The organism is Methylobacterium sp. 275MFSha3.1, from assembly GCF_900108435.1.
GTDB lineage: Bacteria > Pseudomonadota > Alphaproteobacteria > Rhizobiales > Beijerinckiaceae > Methylobacterium.
In genome coordinates, this window is the sequence record NZ_FNWP01000015.1 from 87998 (window position 1) to 106486 (window position 18489).

An 18489-nucleotide genomic window follows, 5' to 3' on the forward strand; every position below is an offset into this window, starting at 1 on the left:
CCGCTCGCGAAGACGGTGAGAGCGAGCAGCGGCGCGGAACCTATCCCGCCTGGACGAGCCAGCAGGCGGCGCGCAGGCGCACGGCGCCGCCCGCCGCGTGCCGCCGGAGGGCCTCCGCCACGGCCGCCTCGGCGCGCGCCCGGAGATCCGGCGCGGCCTCGCGGACGAGATGGGAGCTCGGCCCGAGGTTCAGGGCGACGTGGGTGGCCGCCGCGACCGCCGCCGCGTCGGTCTCGCCCTGCCCGAGGACGATGTCCCGGTCGAGGGCATCGCAGGTGACGGCGTCGAACCCGGCCCCGCGCAGGAGCGCGACGAGCGGGTCGGCGTCGGCGAAGCGGAACGGACCCGGCGTGTCGGGCTGCGGCGGCGGCGGCACCTCCGGCAGGAGCGGCAGCACCGCGTCGCGCGGCACGCCGACCCACAGGTTCTCGGCGAGGGGCCGCCAGCACAGGAAGGTCATCCGGCCGCCCGGCCGGAGCATCCGGCGCACGTTGGCGAAGGCGCGGGCGGAATCCGCGAAGAACATCACGCCGAACCGCGACACGACGTGGTCGAACCGGCCGAGATCGGCCGTCTCGACATCGGCCTCGACGAACCGGAGCGACGCGCTCCCGGGGGGCTCCGCCTCGGCGCGCTCCCGCCCCACGGCGAGGAGCGGCGCCGAGATGTCGGCGCCCGTCACGCTCCCGGCGGGCCCGACCCGGCGCGCGGCCTCCAGGGTCGTGGCGCCCGCGCCGCAGCCGATGTCGAGCACCGTCTCGCCCGGGGCGAGCTGCGCGCGGTCGAAGAGCGCCTCCGTCAGCGGGACGAACATCGCGTCGAGGACGGCCTGATTGCGCGCCCAGCGCGTCCCGACCTCGCCGTTCCAGTACTCGGCCTGGGTGATGCCGCCCGCCATGGTGCGCTCCGTCAGGCCGTCGTCGCAGCGACCGACAGTTCCGGCTTGTGGTTGAGGGTCTGGAACACGACGCAGTAGCGCTCGGTCAGCTTCAGGAGCTGCGCGAGCTTGTCCTCCGGCGCGTCGGTGTCGAGTTCGAAGAACAGGCGGATGCTGCGGAAGCCCACCGGCGCCTCCTTGTCGACCCCGAGGGTGCCGCGAAAATCGAGGTCGCCCTCGGCGCTGACCGTGCCGGCGCGCAGCGGGATCTCCAGGGCGGTCGCCACCGCCTTGAGCGTCACGCCCGCGCAGGCGACCAGCGCCTCCAGTAGCATGTCGCCCGAGCACAGCTCCGCGCCCGAGCCGCCCGTGGCCGGATGCAGCCCGGCCTCCGCGATGGCGCGGCCCGTCTCGACCTTGCAGGCGATCTTGGTGTCGTCCAGCGTGCCCCTGGCCTTCAAGGTGATGACCGCCGCGTCCGGCGCGGTGCGGTACTTGTCCTTGATCGGAGCCTGGAGGGCTCGCAGCGCGGTGGCGTCCATGGCGTCGTCCTCTCGATGATGTCGCCCGACCTCGGGCAGCCGGATCGGGTTCTCGATGCGCGAAACGCCTTAGCAGGTTGTCGCGACGCCCTCACCGTCTTTGCGAGCGCAGCGAAGCAATCCAGTTTGGCGCCACGATCTCAGCAGTCGCGCTGCCCTGGCTAGTTTCGCTGCGCTCGCAGAGACGAAGGGTGTCCGCAGCCGCGTGTTGGGCCCGCAGATATGAGAATCGGCGCGATCACCGAGAAGCGCCCGCGCTCAACCGATCAGGGCGGCCACGGCCTCCGCGAGGGCGTCGACCTGGGCCTCGTCGTGGGCGGCCGAGAATGCGACCCGCAGCCGCGCGGTGCCGGCCGGCACGGTCGGCGGGCGGATCGCCACCACGAGGTAGCCCTGCGCCTCCAACGCCGCCGAGATGTCGAGCGCCGCCTGCGCCTCGCCGACCAGGACCGGCACGACTGCGCTCTCGGCCTCCGGCAGGCCCAGGCGGGCGGTGAAGCGCCGGGCGAGGGCGAGCGGACGGGCCCGGCGCTCTGGCTCCGCCTCCAGGATCGCCAGCGCCTCCAGGGCCGCGGCGGCCGAGGCCGGTGGCAGGCCGGTGGTGTAGACGAAGCTGCGGGCGCGGCTCGTCATCAGGTCGATGACTGGGCGCGAGGCGCAGAGATAGCCGCCGTACGAGCCGAGCGCCTTCGACAGGGTGCCCATCTCCAGGGGCGCCCGCGGTCCGTACTCGACCACGCCGATGCCGTGGGCGTCGTCCACCAGCGTCCAGGCGTCGAAGGATTCGGCGATGCCCAGGATGTCGCCGAGGGGCGCCCGGTCGCCGTCCATGCTGAACACGCGCTCGGTCAGCACGAGGGCGCGCCCGTGGTGCGGCCGGTGCTCAGCGAGCCGCGCCGCGAGGTCGCCGGGATCGTTGTGGCGGAAGGTCAGGACCCGCGCGCCCGAGAGCCGCGCGCCCGCCCACATGCAGGCGTGGGACAGCTCGTCGAGCAGGACGAGGTCGCCCCGCCCGGCGAGCGCCGGGGTGATGCCGAGATTGGCGAGGTAGCCGCTGCCGAAGACCAGTGCGGCCTCCGTGCCCTTGTGGCGCGCGAGGCCGGCTTCCAGGGCGCCGAGATAGGGGTGGTCGCCGGTCACGAGCCGCGACCCGCCCGCCCCCGCGCCGTGGCTCGCGACCGCGGCCTGGGCCGCCGCGATCACCCGCGGGTGATGCGAGAGGCCGAGATAGTCGTTGCACGAGAAGGAGACGAGCGCCCGTCCCCGCCGCGCCGCCGCGGCGCCGACACCGCGCTTCGTCGGCACCAGCTTGCGGCGCAGGCTGCCGGCCTCGAGGGCGTCGAGTTTCCCGGTGGCGAAGGCGTCGAGGCTGTCCATGGGGACGGGGATGGGCGGTGCCGCGCGGACAATGTCAAGCGGCGGGTGCCGGTCCTTGACCCCCGTCCGAGGCCACATCATGCCAGGCGCATGACCCTCGCAACGCCCGCAGGCCATCTCTGGCGGCCCTACACGCAGATGCGCCGCGCGGCGCCGCCCCTGGAGGCGGTCGCGACCCAGGGCACCCGCATCCGCCTCGCCGACGGGCGCGAGCTCGTGGACGGCATCGCCTCCTGGTGGACCGCGGTGCACGGCTACAATCACCCGCACATAGCGGGCGCTGTGGCCGACCAGCTCGCGCGCATGCCCCACGTGATGTTCGGCGGCCTCACCCACGCGCCGGCGGAGGCCCTGGCCCGGCGGCTCGCCGCCCTGCTGCCGGGCGATCTCGACCACGTCTTCCTCAGCGATTCGGGCTCGGTCGCCGTGGAGGTTGCGCTCAAGATGGCGGCGCAGATGTGGATCAACCGCGGCGTGAGCGGGCGGACGAAGGTCCTCGCGTTCCGCGGCGGCTACCACGGCGACACGATGGGGGCGATGTCGGTCTGCGACCCCGAGGAGGGCATGCATCGCCGCTTCGGCGCCTACCTGCCGAGCCAGATCTTCTGCGACCTGCCGCGCAGCGCGGCCGAGACCGCGGCGCTCGACGTGGCCCTGGCGGCCCATCGCGACACCCTGGCGGCGGTGATCGTCGAGCCGCTGGTGCAGGGGGCCGGCGGGATGTGGACCCACCCGCCGGAGGTGCTGGCGACGGTCGCCGGGCTGGCGCGTCGCCACGGGCTGCCGCTCATCGCCGACGAGATCTTCACCGGCTTCGGGCGCACCGGCAGCCTGTTCGCCTGCGAGCAGGCGGGGATCGTGCCCGACATCCTGTGCCTGTCGAAGGCGCTCACGGGCGGCACGATGGCGCTCGCCGCCACGATCGCCCGCACGGAGGTGTTCGCGGCGTTCTGGTCCGAGGATCCGGCGGCGGCGCTGATGCACGGCCCGACCTTCATGGCCAACCCCCTCGCCTGCGCGGCGGCCAATGCCAGCCTCGACCTGTTCGAGACCGAGCCGCGCCTGAGCCAGGCCCGCGCCATCGCGGAGCGCCTCGCCGCGGGGCTGGAGCCGCTGCGGCGTGTGTCCGGCGTGGCCGATGTCCGGGTCCTCGGGGCCATCGGCGCGGTCCAGTTCGCGCGGGCGCCCGATCTGGCCGTCCTGAAGGCGGAACTGCTCGCCCGCGGCGTCTGGGTGCGGCCCTTCGGCGACATCGTCTACCTCACCCCCGCGCTCACGATCGGTGCGGCGGATCTCGACCGGCTCGTCGAGGCCGTCGCCGGGGTGGTGACCGAGCTGGCGCCGGCATCGACATGACGCCCGCGCGTTCCACTTTCCCATGACGAGCCCCCGTGCCGGCCTGCAACCCGGGACCGTTTCTGCCGTTGGGCCTACGGCTGGAGATGCGTGCGGCGGCCCGCGCGGCCGGGTGCTGCCGAAGGGAGTACACAGTGGCGAGCGAGCAGACGGGTTCGAGCGGCGATCGGCCGGTAATCCTCCTCGTCGAGGACGAGGCGCTGACGATCATGGACCTCGGGGACGTGCTGGAGGAAGGCGGCTACGACACCGTCCAGTGCGCCTCGGCCGAGCGGGCGCTCAGCATCCTGCAGGCGCGCCCGGACATCTGCGGGCTGGTCACGGACGTGCAGCTCTCGGGCAAGACCGACGGCTTCGACCTCGCGAGCTCCGTGGCCGAGGCGCGGCCGCAACTGCCGATCCTGATCGTGTCCGGGCGCGCGGCCCCGGACCCGGCCCGCATGCCCGAGCATGCCGAGTTCATCGCCCGTCCCTGCACCGGCGAGGACATCCTGGACCGTCTCCAGCGTCTCATGCACTGCTGAGCGGGCCTCCGCGCCAGCCCCGTCATCGCACCGTCACCGGTCGGCGCCACAGGGACCTGGGCGGCCGCTTGATGGGGGTGGACGGTGCAGATTCAGGATCGTCCGGCGGCCGCCGGCTCTAATTCGGGCGCTCCGGTGGGCGACAAGCAGAAGCGCGATCATCAGGACGAGGCCGCGGTGCTCGGACTCCCGTCCAAGAAGCTGAGGCCGCCCGGCGTGCGCAGCGTCGGCTGGGCGCTGGTGCAGGCGGCGCGCCTGCACCGGGCACGGACCGGCGACCGTCTGGCCAAGCTCGGCCTGTTCGCCGGCCAGGAGCAGGTGGTGCAGGCGCTCGCAGCGGCCGGCACGATGACGATGGGCGATCTCGCCGCCCTGCTGCGCGTCCGGCCGCCCACCGCCTCCAAGACCGTCACGCGGCTCGCGGCCCTCGGCATCGTCGAGCGCCGGGCCGAATCGGGCGACGGCCGCGTGGTGCGGGTCCAGCTCACGGAGACCGGCAGGGCCAAGGCCGAGGCCATCGAGCGGATCCAGGAGGAGGTCGAGGCCGAGTTGCTCGACCACCTCGACAAGACCGACCGCCGCCGCCTCCGGAAGCTCCTGCGCAAGGCGGCCCGCGGCCTCGCGGAGGCGGCCGGCGCATCCGGTCAGACGACCGAGGCGGATGCCGAGATCGAAGCCGAGGACGAGGCAGAGGCGCTGGCCACCTGACCGTCGCCCTCAGGCCGCGCGGCGCCAGGCCGGGAACGGGTCCGGCAGGCCGCGATAGGGCGCGGGATCGAACGGCGCCCGGTCCGCGCCGGTCTCGATCAGGCAGGCGTCCAGCGCTGCCGTGAGCGCCGCGGCGTCCATGCCGGTGCCGATGAAGACCAGCTCCTGGCGCCGGTCGCCCCAGACCTCGCTCCAGACGTCCCGGAGCCGCGCCTGGAACTCGGGCGCCTCCGGCCAGCGCCGCCGCGGCACGGCCGACCACCAGAATCCCATCGCCGAGACCCGGGCCACGGCTCCCGCCAGGGAGAACTCGCCGACCCAGTCCGGCCGGGTCGCGAGCCAGAAGTGGCCCTTCGCGCGGATCAGGCCCGGCCACGTAGCGTTGACGAAGGCGTTGAAGCGCTCCGGGTCGAAGGGCCGCCGGGCCCGGTAGACGAAGGAGGCGATGCCGTACTCCTCGGTTTCCGGCACGTGCGCGTGGGCGCCGTAGAGTTCCTTGAACCAGAGCGGGTGCTGCTGCGCCTTCTCCTCGTCGAAGAGGCCGGTGTCGAGGATCTCGGCGAGCGGCGCGCGCCCGTGATCGGTCTCGAGGATGCGGGCATCGGCGTTCAGGCCGCGCACGACGGAGCGCACCAGCGCGAGGTGCTCGGCCGGCACGTCGCGCGCCTTGTTGATGACCACCACGTCGGCGAACTCGATCTGCTCCACGAGCAGGTCCACGAGCGTGCGCGTGTCCTCGGCGCCCGCCGTCTCGCCGCGCTCGCGCAGGAAGGCGGCAGAGCCGTAATCCTTCAGCAGATTCACCGCGTCGACCACGGTCACCATCGTGTCGAGGCGGGCGAGATCCGAGAGCGACCGGCCGGCCTCGTCGCGGAACGAGAAGGTCGATGCGACCGGCAGCGGCTCGGCGATGCCGGTCCCCTCGATCAGCAGGTAGTCGAACCGCCCCGTCTCCGACAGCCGCCGGACCTCGGCGAGCAGGTCGTCGCGCAGGGTGCAGCAGATGCAGCCGTTGGTCATCTCGACCAGGGTCTCGTCGGTCCGGGACAGGTCGGCGCCCCCGGCGCGGACCAGATCGGCGTCGATGTTCACCTCGCTCATGTCGTTCACGATGACCGCGACGCGGCGGCCGTCGCGATTGTTGAGCACGTGATTGAGCAGAGTCGTCTTCCCGGCCCCGAGGAAGCCGGACAGGACGGTGACGGGAAGGCGGGTGTCGCGCTGGGTCATGATGCGATCAAAATGTTATAACGTTTCAAAGTCAACCGGCATCTTGAGCTTGTGCGGACGCGCCGCCCGGATCGCTGTTGCAACGATGTAACGTTTCTCGGCCGTGTCCGACACCCGCGGGATTAACGCTTGCACCGATCCGAGGCACCGCAACAATGAAACGATATAACACTGTGTGAGTCTCGATGCTTCCCTCGCGCCGCTTCGGCTTCCTCGCCAGCACGGTCCTGTCCTCGACCGTCTGCGCCGGCCTCCTCACGCCCTCCGCCGCGCGGGCGCAGCAGGCCGTCGCCCTCGACGAGATCAGCGTCACCAGCCCGAGCCCGATCCAGCCGTCGCGCGGCGCGGTCGCGGCGGATGCGGCGGTGCCGATCGGCGTCCTGCCGGTGGCGACCAACACGTTCTCACCGGTGACGGTGGTGACCCAGGACCAGATCGCGCGCGACCAACCCCGGACCCTGGGCGACGCCCTGTTCGACCGGCCGGGCATCTCGGGCACGACCTACGCGCCGGGTGCGGCCTCGCGACCGATCATCCGCGGCCTCGACAATGCCCGGGTGCGGATCCAGGAGAACGGCATCGTCAACGGCGGCGTGTCCGACCTCGGCGAGGATCACGCCGTGCCGGTGAACCCGCTGGTCTCCGACCGGATCGAGGTGATCCGCGGTCCCGCGACCCTGCGCTACGGCTCGGGGGCCATCGGCGGCGTCGTCTCGGCCGACAACAACCGGGTCCCGACCTTCATCCCGGCGAACGGGGTGCAGGGGCAGGTCACCAGCGGCTTCTCCAGCGTGGATAACGGCCGGCTCGGGGCCGCCACGGTGGACGCCGGCGCCGACGGCATCGCGGTCCACGCCGACGGCTTCAAGACCGCCAACGACAGCTACGCGATCCCCGGCGGGATCCAGCGCAACTCGTACAACGAGTCGCAGGGCGGCGCGGTCGGCATCTCGGCGATCGGCGACCGCGGCTTCGTGGGCATCTCCTTCAGCCACTACGACGCGGTCTACGCGATCCCCGGCGGCGTGGCCGAGCAGGACCGGACCCGCCTGACCCCGAACCAGGACCGGGTCCTGTCGCGGGGCGAGTACCGTCCGCTCGACGGGCCCTTCGAGGTGATCCGCTACTGGGCGGGCTACTCGGTCTACCGCCACAACGAGGTCGGGATCGGCGACGACGGGATCGAGGGCGTCCAGGCGATCTTCAAGAACCGCGAGGCCGAGGGACGCCTGGAACTCCAGCACGTCCCGGTCATCACCGAGTTCGGCAGGCTCACCGGCGCTCTGGGCTTCCAGTCGGACCGGCGCGTGATCAACACGCAGCTCGAATCGTTCCTGCCGAAGACGGAGTCGCGCGCGAACGCGGTCTACCTCTTCGAGGAGCTGGAACTGCGCCCGGGCACGCGGCTGCAGGCGGCCGGGCGCTACGAGGTCGACCGGCTGTCGAGCACGGCGGCGCAGTTCCCCGCCGACTACGTGCCGGTCGACGGACAGGAGCGGTTCCAGTACGCGCGCACCCGGCGCTTCGCCCCGAAGAGCGCCAGCATCGGCGCCCTGCAGGACCTGCCCTACGGCTTCGTGGCGAGCCTCACCGGCTCCTACGTCGAGCGCGGGCCCACGGGCTATGAGCTGTTCTCGCAGGGCCCGCACGACGCCACCGCGACCTTCGAGATCGGCAACCCGAACCTCAAGAAGGAGCGCGCCCGGACCGTCGAGGCCAGCATCCGGCGGGCCGAGGGGCCGTTCCGCCTGGACGCCACCGGCTACTTCACCCGCTACACCGGCTTCATCTACCGGAACTACACGGGTCTGACCTGCGACGACGACTTCGCCTCCTGCGGCGTCGGCACCGACAACCGGCAGATCGTCTACCAGCAGCAGAACGCGACCTTCTACGGCGCCGAGATCATCGGCCAGTACGACCTCGTGCCGGTGGGCAACGGCTTCGCCGGCGTCGAGGCGCAGTTCGACTTCGTCCGCGCCCAGTTCGACAACGGCGCGAACGTGCCGCGCATCCCGCCCTACCGGCTCGGCGGCGGCGTCTACCTGCGGGCCGACGGGTGGTTCGCGCGGGTGAACCTGCTCCATGCCTTCAGCCACGACGCCACGGCCGTGTACGAGACGCCGACCCCCGGCTACGACGACCTGCGCGCTGAACTGAGCTACACCAAGGCCGTCGATCCTGCGGTCTACGGGGCGAGCGCGATCACCCTCGGCCTCCAGGGCCGCAACCTCCTGAACGACGATATCCGCAACTCGACCTCGTTCAAGAAGGACGAGATCCTTCTGCCGGGGCGGAACATGCGGCTGTTCCTGACGGCGCGGTTCTAGGGTCGGACATCAGGCCGCGTGATCGTGATGATGCTCGAGAGGGATGGATCATCGCCGGTCCGCTTCCGGACGGCGCTGTTTGGCCGGGCGCCGCTGCTCCGCCCCTTGTCCCCCGTCTCCCTGTTGTGAAGGTAGATTATATACAATAAACGCCGGGGTTCCCGATCTTCGCCACCGGGTGGTGACAGGGGTGCCCAGGCGGCGGATGCAACCGTTTTTCTCGACAGATGGGACTCATCCCAGAAACGCGGTTCGCCAATGGCGGGAACTGGTCTGCGAGCGGCTCGTGCCTGCCGAGATCGAGACGCCGGATGGTCTCCCGTTCCAGGGACGGCTGGACGTGACGTGTATCGGCGCGATGCCGATCTCGCATTTCTGGCACACAACCGTGCGGACCAGAATCACGGACGCCGAAGCGCGACGCCGCGGGAACCCCGATCGGGTTTTCGTGCTCCTGAAGCTGTCCGGACGGGATACAATCCAGCAGCTTGACCGGGAGGCGAAGACCAAGCCGGGCGACCTCATCTTGCTCGACTCGAGTTCATCCGTGATGGAGGCGGAGACCGGCAACTCCTTGGTTATCGATCTGCCGCGCCAGCGTTTCGAGACCGTTCTGGGCCCGTCCCGGCTCTACACCGCGCTCACGGCTGCAGCGGACCTCGCCTCGACGACCCTGACGGGCTCGTACCTTCAGGAACTCGTCCGGGTCAGCGATCGCCTCACCCCTGACGCGGCCGAGCGCATGGCATCGATCGGCGTCGACCTGATCGTGGCGAGCCTCGCCGAACGGATGGCGCAGGAGGTACCCCGTTCCGTCCACGGCAACGTCACGGTTCAGCGCGCCAAAGCCTATGTCGAGGCGAACCTGAGCGATCCGAACCTGGACCCGCCCCGGCTCGCCGCCGCGATGGGCGTGTCGTTGCGGCGGCTGCAGGAGCTGTTTCATGAGCGCGGCCGGCACATCTCCGACTACATCTGGGGACGCCGACTGGAGGTGGCAGCCAAGCGCCTGACCGACCCGGCCTGCGCCACCCTGTCGATCGGCCTGTTGGCTTATGGCTGTGGCTTCAGCAGCCAGGCGCATTTCGCGCGCCGCTTCAAGGATCGCTACGACGTGAGCCCCCGTGAATACCGACAGGCGCACAGGCCGGACGTGGAGGTATTTGCGTCCGCCTCCGGGCTGTCGTCCTGACGCGCAGCACGACCGGATCGGAAGCCACCGCCGGGCCGATCTCGACCGCTCGACAGCACACGCTGAAACCGACCTCAGGCGGACAGCGTCCGACGCAGCCTGCGCCAGCCCGCCACGATCCCGGTGACCGCGATGCCCGCCGCCAAGAGATTCAGGACCCACTGGGCCATATCGTGCAGGGGGCGGTTGCCGGTGAGCCCCGGCAGGTCGAGCCGGTGCGCGGCGTCGAACAGCCAGCGGTTGATCCGGCCCGAGCGGTCCAGGCGCTGGAGGATCGTGCCGTCCCGGGGATCGACGTGGAGCCACGTGGCGGCCGCGTCGCCGAAGCGCAGGCGCAGCACCGGAAGCGGCCGTGGGTCGGCCCCGTGGGGATACCAGTAGGCGTCGTAGGCGTATAACGGGCGGATCGACCGGAGGGGACCGTCCGCGAAACCGTCTGCCGCGGCCGTCGCGATGCTGCGCGCGTCGAGGGCGGTCGCGCCGTCCGCTGCGACCGTCGGGAGGCCGTCCGCCGTCTCGGCGACGATCCACCAGCGTCCGCCGATGGCGGCGAAGCGCAGGGTGCGCGTATCCGGCACGGCGCCATCGCGGAGCCGGTGCGGATCGAGGCCGAGCGCCGGCGGGGTTCCGGCATAGGCGGCGCGCAACGCTACCGGCGGGCTGGTCGCGCTGAACCAGCGGTTCGGGTTCATGGAGATCCAGCCGCTGACGATGAACGTGCTCAAGCCGAGGCCCCCCGCGAGGCCGAGCAGGTGGTGCCAGCGCGCCAGCCCGCGATAGGGCGTGACCGCCCCGGCCGCGTAGCGCCGCCGAAGGCGCAGGCGCCAGATCCCGATCACGCCTCCACTCAGCGCGCCGAGGGCGGCGAAACCGGAGAGCCACAACAGGATCGTCCGCCACAGCTCCGGCCGGGCCCGCAGCGGCGTGAGGTAGATCCAGTGCGCCACCGAACCCACCCAGTTCCAGCCCCGCTCGAAGCGTGTCGTGTCGAGGGCGATCTCGCCGGTCACCGCAGACACGTAGAGCTCGGTCCCCGCGGCGTCGCCGAGGGCCACCTTCAGGAAAGGCCGGAGCGGGTCGTAGCGGGCCGTGACGGTCCACTGGTCGCGCGCGACCAGCTCGGCCTGCGCAGCCGGAGCACCACCGGCCGCGACACGCAGCGCGTCTGCGGGTGTCAGCGGGCCGAGCCGCGCGCCGGTCCGTGCCGAGACCGTCACCCGGGCGCCGTCGTGGCCGGCGATCCGGTAGACCGGCTCGTCGCCCCGCATCTCCAGGCCGAAGGCGGCCGGCACGCCGGCGAGCCCGCCGGCCCGCAGCGCCGCGTCCGGCGCGACCGCGACCTGATCCCAGGCGATCGGGGCGAGCCGCGACAGCCGCTCGGCCTCGGTGAGCGCCGGGAACGGCACGGAGAGCATCACCAGCCCAGAGCCGATCCACAGCGCGAAGAACAGCCCCGCGGCGATCCCGGCCCAGCGGTGGAACAGGAGCAGCCAGCGCCGTCCCGCCTTGCCGAGCCGGCGCGGCAGGCTCACCACGTCACCGTGTAGGCGACCTCGACCGAGCGCGGGCGCCCGAGCAGCCAGTTGGTCCCGACCCCGTTCACGGCGTTGCCCGAGATCGCGTAGACCTTGTCGAACAGGTTGTAGACCCGCACGGACAGGCGTGAATCCGCCGTCACCTGATGGTCCAGGACCGCGTTGACGAGGTTGTAGGCGGGGCGCCGCGCCGTGTTGCCGAAGTCGCTGTAGACCTGCCCGACGTTCTGCAGTCCGACCCGCGCGGTCCAGTCGCGGGTGACGTCCCAGGTCAGCCAGAGATTGGCCACGCGCTCGGGCACGTCGATCGGCTGGTTGCCGGCGTACGAGACGGTGGCGCCGTTCACCGTCTGGTCGAACCGGTCGTACTGCGCGTGGAGGAGCGCGAGGTTGCCGTCGAGCCGCCAGCCCGGCGCGAAGCGCCAGCCGAGCGCCAGCTCGAAGCCCTGCGAGGACTGGCTCCCCACCTGCGTGGACAGCGTCGGCTGGCCGGGGATCGCCGAGATCAGGTTGTCCTTGACGATCCGGTAGCCCGCGACGGTCCATTCGAGGGCGCCGTCGAAGGCCAGCCCCTTGGCGCCGATCTCGACCTGATCGCCGGTCGCGAGCTTGAAGCCGGCCAGCGACTGCGACAGCGTGATCAGGCTGTTCACCGGGTCGGTGGCGAAGCTGTACTGGGCGTAGAGCGCGCTGTCCGGCGTCGGGTTGTAGACGAGGCCGAACCGGTAGCCGAGCGCCCGATAGGTCTTCTCGAACCGCGATCCCGTCTGCAGGTCCTCGCGGTTCAGCGTCGGCACGTCGAGGCGCACGCCCGTGAGGAATGACAGCTTGTCCGACAGGATCACCCGGTCCTCGGCGAAGACAGAGGCCTGGCTCGTCTGCGTCGCGTAGGCCGGGCGCGCCCGGCCGTTCTGCGGGAACAGGCCCGGATCGTAGCCGGTGAGCGGCACGCTCGTGGTCTGGTCGAAGTAGAAGTTGTTGGTGTGGCGGAAGTCGATGTGATTCACGTCGAAGCCGGCTACGAACTGGTTCGGCAGCCCGAACAGGCTGCCCCGGAACGTCGCGTCGAGGCGGTCTCCGACCTGCTCCTGGCTGTGGTAGATCTCCAGGTAGTCGCCCCGGTCCACGAGCCCGGTGCCGCGGTTGTAGCTGTACTGCTCGACGTCGAGCCAGTGGCGCCGGCTGGTCAGCCGGTAGGCGGTGTTGCGGATCGTGATGTCGGCCGAGGGGGACCACTCGGTCTTGAGCTGGGTCCAGTTGTCGGCCCAGGTGATCTTCGCGTCGCGGACGTTGTAGTTGTTGAACCGGATGAGATCCGGGATCCGTCCCTCGACCAACGGGGTGCCCCAGTAGCGGGCGGGCTCCTGGTAGCCGAGATCGTGGCTCAGGGTGAAGGCGAGGTCGGCGCTCGGCCGGAACAGCAGGGCGGTGGAGACCGCGAGGTTGCGGAAATCGCCCTCCGGCCGCATCCAGCCGTCGGCGCGGTTGCCGCTGACGTTGAGGCGGTACGCGAAGGTGTCGCCGTACTCCGCCTGGCCCAGCGGGCCACCGGAATCGAGGGCGAGCCGCGCGACCCCGTCGGTGCCGATCACCGCGCGGGCGGCGTTGATCGGCACGAAGACCGGCTTCTTGGGCACCACGTTGATGACGCCGCCGATGGCGCCGTCGCCGTAGAGCACCGAGGACGGCCCGCGCAGCACCTCGATCCGCTCGACGTTCCACGTGTCGAACGGGAAGGTCACGGTGTTGGCGCCGACGTAGAAGCGCGTGCCGTCGTAGAGCTGCTGGATCGAGTTCGGGCCGGCGAAGCCGCGGGACGTGAACGCGCCGTTGCCGTTGCCGGGCGCCGCGATGGTGGTGATGCCGGTCGCGTCCTGAGTCACGGCCTCGGCGATCGTGTCCTGGCCGCGCAGCCGCGCGGTCTCGCCCGACACGATGTCGAGGCTGGCCGGCGTCTCCAGCGGCGTCAGGCCGAGGCGGCTCGCGGTCCGGTCGGGGGTGCGCAGGTTGAGGCCATTCGGCGGCAGGCGGCTCGGGTCGCCGCCCGCGCCGGCGACGGACAGCTCATCCAGCGTGACCGCCTCCTGGGCGGCGGTCGGACTGGCGAGGAGCGCGAGGAGAACGCCGCAGAGCGGGGCCCGCCCGCCGGGGCGGGAGCGATGGGTCGATGGAGACATGGGGAAAGCGGTCCGTGCACGGCGCGCGCCGGCCCCCGCGTCCTACAAGCATTGTAATAACATTACAATGCGCGCGCTGTCCGGTAGCCTCTGCCCGTGCGGGCGCGCGACGGCGTCCTGCGACAGGGCTCGAGGGGTTCGGGACGGCGGAGACGGGCATGGGGAACGGCGTCGCGGGCGCGCTAGCTGTGGCACGTCACCGCGAACGAGGCCTCGGCGGCCGCCTCCCCTCGGGACTGGCGGCGCCTCGACACCCGCCAGGACACCCCGCCCGGCGCGTTTCGCGTGTGACCACGGCTGACGGCAGGTCTCCTGGCTCGCGGGTCGCCGCCCTCGCACCGTCTTCCCGGGGTGACCCAGTGACGTGGTGGTGAAGGGCTCGCCGCTTACAGTTGCGGGGGCAGCCGCGGCTTCGGGGCGAACCCCTCACCGCGTTCCCTTTTGATCCCCGAGGGGAACCGTCGAACACAGCTTGGCCTTAGCGGGGGCGGGCGTCAACCGTGTGTCCGGTTGTTGCCGTGGATCGGCGCGCTGTGCGCCGGTCCGTTGCGGCCTCGCCGACGACGGGCTAGCCCCTGCGGGATGACGGTCTGGCGGCCCCCTGCGGAGATTCGCGTGAAGGCACTGGGTCTGCCCCGGCGCGGCAACAGCCTGCTCGTGGCCGAGGTCCGCGCGGATGATGGGCGGCTGAAAGGCGTCCGGCCGCTCGGCGGCAGCGTCGCGTTCGGCGAGCGGGTCGAGGACGCCCTGATCCGGGAGTTCCGGGAGGAGCTCGGCGTCACCGTCTCGGTGCTCGGCGGCCCCCGCGTCATGGAGAACATCTTCACGCACGAGGGGCAGGTCGGGCACGAGGTGCTGTTCCTGTTCCCCGTCGCCCTGCCGCCGGGGCGGTTCGACGGGCAGGAGCGTTTCGTCTTCCACGAGGATTCCGGCACCGCCTGCGTGGCGCGGTGGTGCGATCTGGACGGGCTCGACGTGCCGGGCGGTCCCGACCTCTTCCCCGCCGGCCTGAAGGCCCGCCTCCGCGACGCGTGGCGCGCGGAGCCCTGACGGACCGGGCCGGCCCACTGCCTTTGCCGCTCGGCGCGGGCGATGCTACAGCCGGGCAATCCCATCGGTCCGGACGTCCGCGACGCCGCGGCCCATGCGCCCGGACGCTCCGTCCGACGCGGAGACGGGTGCCGGCGGAAGCATGACGATACGACCTCCCAGAAGCGGCGGGCCGACGGGGCGCAAGCCTCAGGCCGGCAAGTCCAGCGCCAGCAAGTTCAGGGGCGGCAAGGCCCAGGCCGACGGCCGCGCCCGCACGGGCCCGCGCACCAGCGCCCGCGACGCCGCCGAGCGCGCGGCCCGCAACCGCGGCGAGGATGCCGGCACCCGCGATCCCTGGGGCGCGCAGGCCGCTGCGGCCCCGGCGCCGGCCCGGCCGCCGAAGCCGCGCCGCGACGCTGCCGCACCGCGCGACGCCGCGGCGGGCAAGCCCGGCGGCCGGCCGCCGGCCAAGCGCTCGGCGGCCCCCTCCCCGGCCCTCGCCACCGCCTCTGCCCCCGCGCCCGGTCCGACCCGGCGCGAGCAGCGCGCCGCCGCCTCCGCGACCCTCGCCTCCGGCGTGCAGACCCTGACCGTCGAGCCGGACGAGGCCGGGATGCGGATCGACCGCTTCCTCACCGCCCGCTTCCCGCTCCTGCCCTTCACCCGCGTGCAGACCATCGTCCGCAAGGGCGAGTTGCGGGTCGACGGCAAGCGCGCCAAGCCGAACGACCGGCTGGAGCCGGGCATGAGCGTGCGCGTGCCGCCGCTGCGCCTCGACCAGCCCACCGAGCGGCCGCGCAGCGCCGCCCGCGAGCAGGACGACGCCGCCTTCATCCGGTCGCTGATCCTCTACGAGGATGCCGACATGATGATCCTCAACAAGCCCTTCGGCCTCGCGGTCCAGGGCGGTTCGGGGACGGTCCGGCACGTGGACGGCCTGCTCGCCGCCCTCACGGGTCCGGACGGCCAGAAGCCGCGCCTCGTCCACCGGCTGGACAAGGACACGGCCGGGTGCCTGATCATCGCCAAGACCCGGCTCGCCGCCGCGACGCTGGCCAAGAGCTTCCGGTCCCGGGCGGCGCGGAAGATCTACTGGGCGCTCACCGCGGGCGTGCCGCGGGTCCGGCAGGGACGCGTCTCGACCTACCTCGCCAAGGAGGAGCCCACCGACGCCGACGCGCGGATGCGGGTCGCCAAGCACGGCGACGAGGGCGCGAGCCACGCGCTGACCTACTACGCGATGGTCGATCAGGCGGCCCAGAAGTTGTCCTGGCTGTCGTTCAAGCCGGTCACCGGCCGCACGCACCAGCTGCGCGCCCACGCGGCCCATATCGGCCACCCGATCGTGGGCGACCCGAAATACTTCTCCGTCGAGAACTGGGAGCTGCCGGGCGGCATCCAGAACCGCCTCCACCTGCTCGCCCGGCGGATCGTCATCCCGCACCCGCGGACCGGCAAGCCGGTCGACGTGAGCGCGCCGCTCCCGCCCCACATGGCGCAGAGCTGGAACCTCCTGGGCTTCGACGCCGCCCGCTACGACCCGATCGTCGAGGCTCCGGAGGCCTGAGCCCGCAGCCAGGGCACGATCGCGTCCGCCAGCGCGTCCGGGGCCTCGAGCGGCAGCATGTGGCCCGACCCGTCGATCACCCTCAGCGTCGCGCCCGGGATGCCGTCGCGGAGCTCCCGCGCCTCGTCGAGGCTGCGCAGGGCGTCCTGGGCCGCCGCCACGACCAGGGTCGGGCAGCCGATCGCGCCGAGGCGGTCGCCATCGGATTCGCGCGCCTGCCCGGCCTGGCGCAGGAAGACCTCTCCGCCGAGGCGGTCGCCCATCTGCCGGATCCGGCTCAGGAGGGCGGCGTCGCCGGCGCGGTCCGGGTGCACCGACTGGAGGATCGCCGACCGGCTGAGGCCCCGGTAGCCCTGCTGGCGGATATGGGCGACCGCGGCGGCCTTCCGGCGCGCCTGGGCCGGCGTGTCGGCCCGCGACGAGGTGGCGACGAGGACCAGCGCCTCCACCCGGTCCGGCACGAGCCGGGCGACCGCGCGGGCGACGTAGCCGCCCATGGAGAAGCCCACGAGCCCGAAGCGCGGCGGCGCCTCCGCGACGACGCGGCGCGCCATGTCGGCGATGGCGGCGTCCCGCGCGAGGTCGCCGTGCGTGATCGGACCCACCTCGGCGAGGCGCGCGACCACGTCCGACCAGAGGTCGGCATCGGTCATGAAGCCGGGCAGCAGCACGAGGTTCATCGCCGGATCACCCTTCCCGTCCCCCCGATAACCGTCACGCCAGCGCCCGTCAGCGCCGCGGCATCTCCGGTGAAAGTCGGGTGCGGACCGAGCGTCCCGCGCGGCGCATGCCTTGGCAACCGGCCGCGCCGCCTCATATGCTGCCCCGCGCCCCGCCGATCCGCCGCGGGGCCTGTTCCCGGCGGTTCGAGACCCTGACACATGAAGCTCGCGATGCTGGCCTGCCTCGCCGCCCTGTGCCTCACCGGGCCGATCGCGCATGCCGCGCCGGGCGAGACGACCAGGGCGGCGCCGACGGCGAACGGCACCCACCCCCCCGAGACGGCGACCCCGCATCCGGCCCCGGCGCCCGCCCCGGGCGCGGCGCCCGCGCAGGCCGCCCCGCGCACCGCCAACAGTGCCCGCGCGGAGCGCCGGCGGCGCTCCTACGCGGCCTGCAACCGCGCCTCGCATCAGCGCGGGTTGCGCGGCGGCAAGCGCCGGCGCTTCCTGATCCGGTGCCGGCTCGGCTACGAGCGGACCCGGATCCCCGGCGGCCAGCCCGCCGCGGCCGCGCCGGCCCAGCCGGGCCGGAAGCCGTGACGGGGACCCGCCTCCTTTCACCCGCGCCGGCGGGGCGGCTCGCGGCGCGACTTCCGGCGCGTCGGTCGCGATGAGGCTCGTCGTCTTCGACGTCGACGGCACCCTCGTCGACAGCCAGCACCTGATCGTGGCGGCCCAGGAGGTGGCGTTCGCGGAGAACGGCCTGCCGGCGCCCGGGCGGCGGGAGGCCCTGTCGGTGGTCGGCCTGTCGCTGCCGCAGGCCTTCCGGCGCCTCGTCGGCGAGGACGGCCCGGTCGCGGAACTCTCGGAGAGCTACAAGCAGGCCTACAACCGCCTGCGGCTCGACCCCGCCCACGAGGAGCCCCTGTTCCCCGGCATGGCCGACCTGCTGACCCGGCTGCACGGGCGCTCCGACGTGCTGATCGGCCTCGCCACCGGGAAGTCGCGGCGCGGTGTGGACCGGCTGATCGCGCATTACGGCTGGGCGGACTGGTTCGCCACGACCCAGAGCGCCGACGACGCGCCGTCGAAGCCGGATCCGACCATGCTGCAGCAGGCGATCCGCGAGGCGGGCTGCGAGCCCGAGGCCACCGTGATGGTCGGCGACACCACCTTCGACATCGCCATGGGCGTGGCGGCCGGTGCGACGGCCGTAGGGGTCGCCTGGGGCTACCATCCGCCGGACGCGCTCTACGGGGCCGGGGCCGTGACGGTGGTCCCGAGTGCCGCCGCGCTGGAGGCGCTGCTCCTCGAGGGGCTCGCGACCGGCTCCTGATCGCGGGAGGCTCGCGCGCGGGGCCGGAAGCGCCTATCTCGCCT

At 72.5% G+C, this 18489-nt stretch carries 16 protein-coding genes and 1 riboswitch; of the genes, 9 read left to right on the forward strand and 7 right to left on the reverse strand.

All coding sequences use genetic code 11. The features are described from left to right. Window positions 1-40: 40 nt before the first annotated feature. The 3 genes from BLW78_RS18645 to BLW78_RS18655 all read right to left on the reverse strand — a co-directional run bounded on the left by BLW78_RS18645 (window position 41) and on the right by BLW78_RS18655 (window position 2796). Entirely contained in the window at window positions 41-898 is an 858-nt protein-coding gene (locus BLW78_RS18645; RefSeq protein ID WP_091681311.1) for a class I SAM-dependent methyltransferase, read from the reverse strand. Window positions 899-909: 11 nt separating this feature from the next. After that, the gene (locus tag BLW78_RS18650; protein WP_012317870.1) at window positions 910-1419 is read right to left on the reverse strand and encodes an OsmC family protein; all 510 of its coding nucleotides are present in this window, start codon (window positions 1417-1419) and stop codon (window positions 910-912) included. A 258-nt stretch (window positions 1420-1677) separates the two neighbouring features. Continuing rightward, complete coding sequence (locus BLW78_RS18655; protein ID WP_091681312.1) at window positions 1678-2796, reverse strand: aminotransferase class I/II-fold pyridoxal phosphate-dependent enzyme; 1119 nt, start codon at window positions 2794-2796, stop codon at window positions 1678-1680. A gap of 90 nt (window positions 2797-2886) precedes the next feature. Here BLW78_RS18655 and BLW78_RS18660 point away from each other — a divergent pair, with 90 nt between their 5' ends. The 3 genes from BLW78_RS18660 to BLW78_RS18670 all read left to right on the forward strand — a co-directional run bounded on the left by BLW78_RS18660 (window position 2887) and on the right by BLW78_RS18670 (window position 5384). Continuing rightward, window positions 2887-4152 (forward strand): adenosylmethionine--8-amino-7-oxononanoate transaminase, encoded by a 1266-nt coding sequence (locus tag BLW78_RS18660; protein WP_091681314.1) that lies wholly within the window; start codon window positions 2887-2889, stop codon window positions 4150-4152. Between the two features lie 134 nt (window positions 4153-4286). Then, complete coding sequence (locus tag BLW78_RS18665) at window positions 4287-4676, forward strand: response regulator (protein WP_020093672.1); 390 nt, start codon at window positions 4287-4289, stop codon at window positions 4674-4676. A gap of 135 nt (window positions 4677-4811) precedes the next feature. Further along, window positions 4812-5384 (forward strand): MarR family winged helix-turn-helix transcriptional regulator, encoded by a 573-nt coding sequence (locus BLW78_RS18670; protein ID WP_020093671.1) that lies wholly within the window; start codon window positions 4812-4814, stop codon window positions 5382-5384. A gap of 9 nt (window positions 5385-5393) precedes the next feature. Here the strand turns inward: BLW78_RS18670 and zigA are convergent, their stop codons facing one another. After that, window positions 5394-6614: a zinc metallochaperone GTPase ZigA gene (gene zigA, locus BLW78_RS18675; RefSeq protein ID WP_056525541.1), complete on the reverse strand. Its 1221-nt coding sequence runs from the start codon at window positions 6612-6614 to the stop codon at window positions 5394-5396. A 185-nt stretch (window positions 6615-6799) separates the two neighbouring features. Between zigA and BLW78_RS18680 the strand changes: the two genes are divergently transcribed. Next, window positions 6800-8944: a TonB-dependent receptor gene (locus tag BLW78_RS18680; protein ID WP_170855184.1), complete on the forward strand. Its 2145-nt coding sequence runs from the start codon at window positions 6800-6802 to the stop codon at window positions 8942-8944. A 205-nt stretch (window positions 8945-9149) separates the two neighbouring features. Continuing rightward, on the forward strand, window positions 9150-10136 hold the full coding sequence (locus BLW78_RS18685; RefSeq protein WP_091681395.1) for a helix-turn-helix domain-containing protein: 987 nt from the start codon (window positions 9150-9152) through the stop codon (window positions 10134-10136). 74 nt (window positions 10137-10210) lie between these two features. On the opposite strand, the gene BLW78_RS18690 is transcribed toward BLW78_RS18685, so the two are convergent. Together BLW78_RS18690 and BLW78_RS18695 are read right to left on the reverse strand one after the other, a co-directional pair. Next, complete coding sequence (locus tag BLW78_RS18690) at window positions 10211-11671, reverse strand: peptidase (protein WP_091681316.1); 1461 nt, start codon at window positions 11669-11671, stop codon at window positions 10211-10213. After that, on the reverse strand, window positions 11665-13848 hold the full coding sequence (locus BLW78_RS18695) for a TonB-dependent receptor (RefSeq protein WP_091681318.1): 2184 nt from the start codon (window positions 13846-13848) through the stop codon (window positions 11665-11667). The genes BLW78_RS18690 and BLW78_RS18695 overlap by 7 nt, the downstream gene beginning before the upstream one ends. Before the next feature lie 284 nt (window positions 13849-14132). Then, window positions 14133-14326: riboswitch (cobalamin riboswitch) on the reverse strand. Window positions 14327-14430: 104 nt separating this feature from the next. Between BLW78_RS18695 and BLW78_RS18700 the strand changes: the two genes are divergently transcribed. Both BLW78_RS18700 and BLW78_RS18705 read left to right on the forward strand, forming a co-directional pair. Continuing rightward, window positions 14431-14898, forward strand: a complete 468-nt coding sequence (locus BLW78_RS18700) for an NUDIX hydrolase (protein WP_091681320.1) — start codon at window positions 14431-14433, stop codon at window positions 14896-14898. 142 nt (window positions 14899-15040) lie between these two features. After that, window positions 15041-16447 carry an RluA family pseudouridine synthase gene (locus BLW78_RS18705; RefSeq protein ID WP_091681322.1) on the forward strand — a complete coding sequence of 469 codons (1407 nt, stop codon included), beginning with the start codon at window positions 15041-15043 and terminating at the stop codon, window positions 16445-16447. Here the strand turns inward: BLW78_RS18705 and BLW78_RS18710 are convergent. Continuing rightward, entirely contained in the window at window positions 16414-17127 is a 714-nt protein-coding gene (locus BLW78_RS18710) for an alpha/beta fold hydrolase (RefSeq protein WP_091681325.1), read from the reverse strand. The two genes, BLW78_RS18705 and BLW78_RS18710, sit on opposite strands and share 34 nt — an antisense overlap. Window positions 17128-17328: 201 nt before the next feature. On the opposite strand from BLW78_RS18710, the gene BLW78_RS18715 reads away from it, so the two are divergent. Then, a complete protein-coding gene (locus BLW78_RS18715) occupies window positions 17329-17709 on the forward strand; it encodes a hypothetical protein (protein ID WP_020093661.1) in 381 nt (126 codons plus the stop codon). Between the two features lie 70 nt (window positions 17710-17779). Further along, window positions 17780-18445 (forward strand): HAD-IA family hydrolase, encoded by a 666-nt coding sequence (locus BLW78_RS18720; RefSeq protein WP_020093660.1) that lies wholly within the window; start codon window positions 17780-17782, stop codon window positions 18443-18445. The last annotated feature ends 44 nt before the right edge of the window (window positions 18446-18489 follow it).

What these genes read in the sequence shown, in the direction of transcription:
- BLW78_RS18645 (WP_091681311.1), bottom strand. Translation starts at nt 898, where the DNA reads ATGGCGGGCGGCATCACCCAGGCCGAGTACTGGAACGGCGAGGTCGGG.
- BLW78_RS18650 (WP_012317870.1), bottom strand. Translation starts at nt 1,419, where the DNA reads ATGGACGCCACCGCGCTGCGAGCCCTCCAGGCTCCGATCAAGGACAAG.
- BLW78_RS18655 (WP_091681312.1), bottom strand. Translation starts at nt 2,796, where the DNA reads ATGGACAGCCTCGACGCCTTCGCCACCGGGAAACTCGACGCCCTCGAG.
- BLW78_RS18660 (WP_091681314.1), top strand. Translation starts at nt 2,887, where the DNA reads ATGACCCTCGCAACGCCCGCAGGCCATCTCTGGCGGCCCTACACGCAG.
- zigA (WP_056525541.1), bottom strand. Translation starts at nt 6,614, where the DNA reads ATGACCCAGCGCGACACCCGCCTTCCCGTCACCGTCCTGTCCGGCTTC.
- BLW78_RS18680 (WP_170855184.1), top strand. Translation starts at nt 6,800, where the DNA reads ATGCTTCCCTCGCGCCGCTTCGGCTTCCTCGCCAGCACGGTCCTGTCC.
- BLW78_RS18685 (WP_091681395.1), top strand. Translation starts at nt 9,150, where the DNA reads ATGCAACCGTTTTTCTCGACAGATGGGACTCATCCCAGAAACGCGGTT.
- BLW78_RS18695 (WP_091681318.1), bottom strand. Translation starts at nt 13,848, where the DNA reads ATGTCTCCATCGACCCATCGCTCCCGCCCCGGCGGGCGGGCCCCGCTC.
- BLW78_RS18700 (WP_091681320.1), top strand. Translation starts at nt 14,431, where the DNA reads ATGACGGTCTGGCGGCCCCCTGCGGAGATTCGCGTGAAGGCACTGGGT.
- BLW78_RS18705 (WP_091681322.1), top strand. Translation starts at nt 15,041, where the DNA reads ATGACGATACGACCTCCCAGAAGCGGCGGGCCGACGGGGCGCAAGCCT.
- BLW78_RS18710 (WP_091681325.1), bottom strand. Translation starts at nt 17,127, where the DNA reads ATGAACCTCGTGCTGCTGCCCGGCTTCATGACCGATGCCGACCTCTGG.
- BLW78_RS18715 (WP_020093661.1), top strand. Translation starts at nt 17,329, where the DNA reads ATGAAGCTCGCGATGCTGGCCTGCCTCGCCGCCCTGTGCCTCACCGGG.
- BLW78_RS18720 (WP_020093660.1), top strand. Translation starts at nt 17,780, where the DNA reads ATGAGGCTCGTCGTCTTCGACGTCGACGGCACCCTCGTCGACAGCCAG.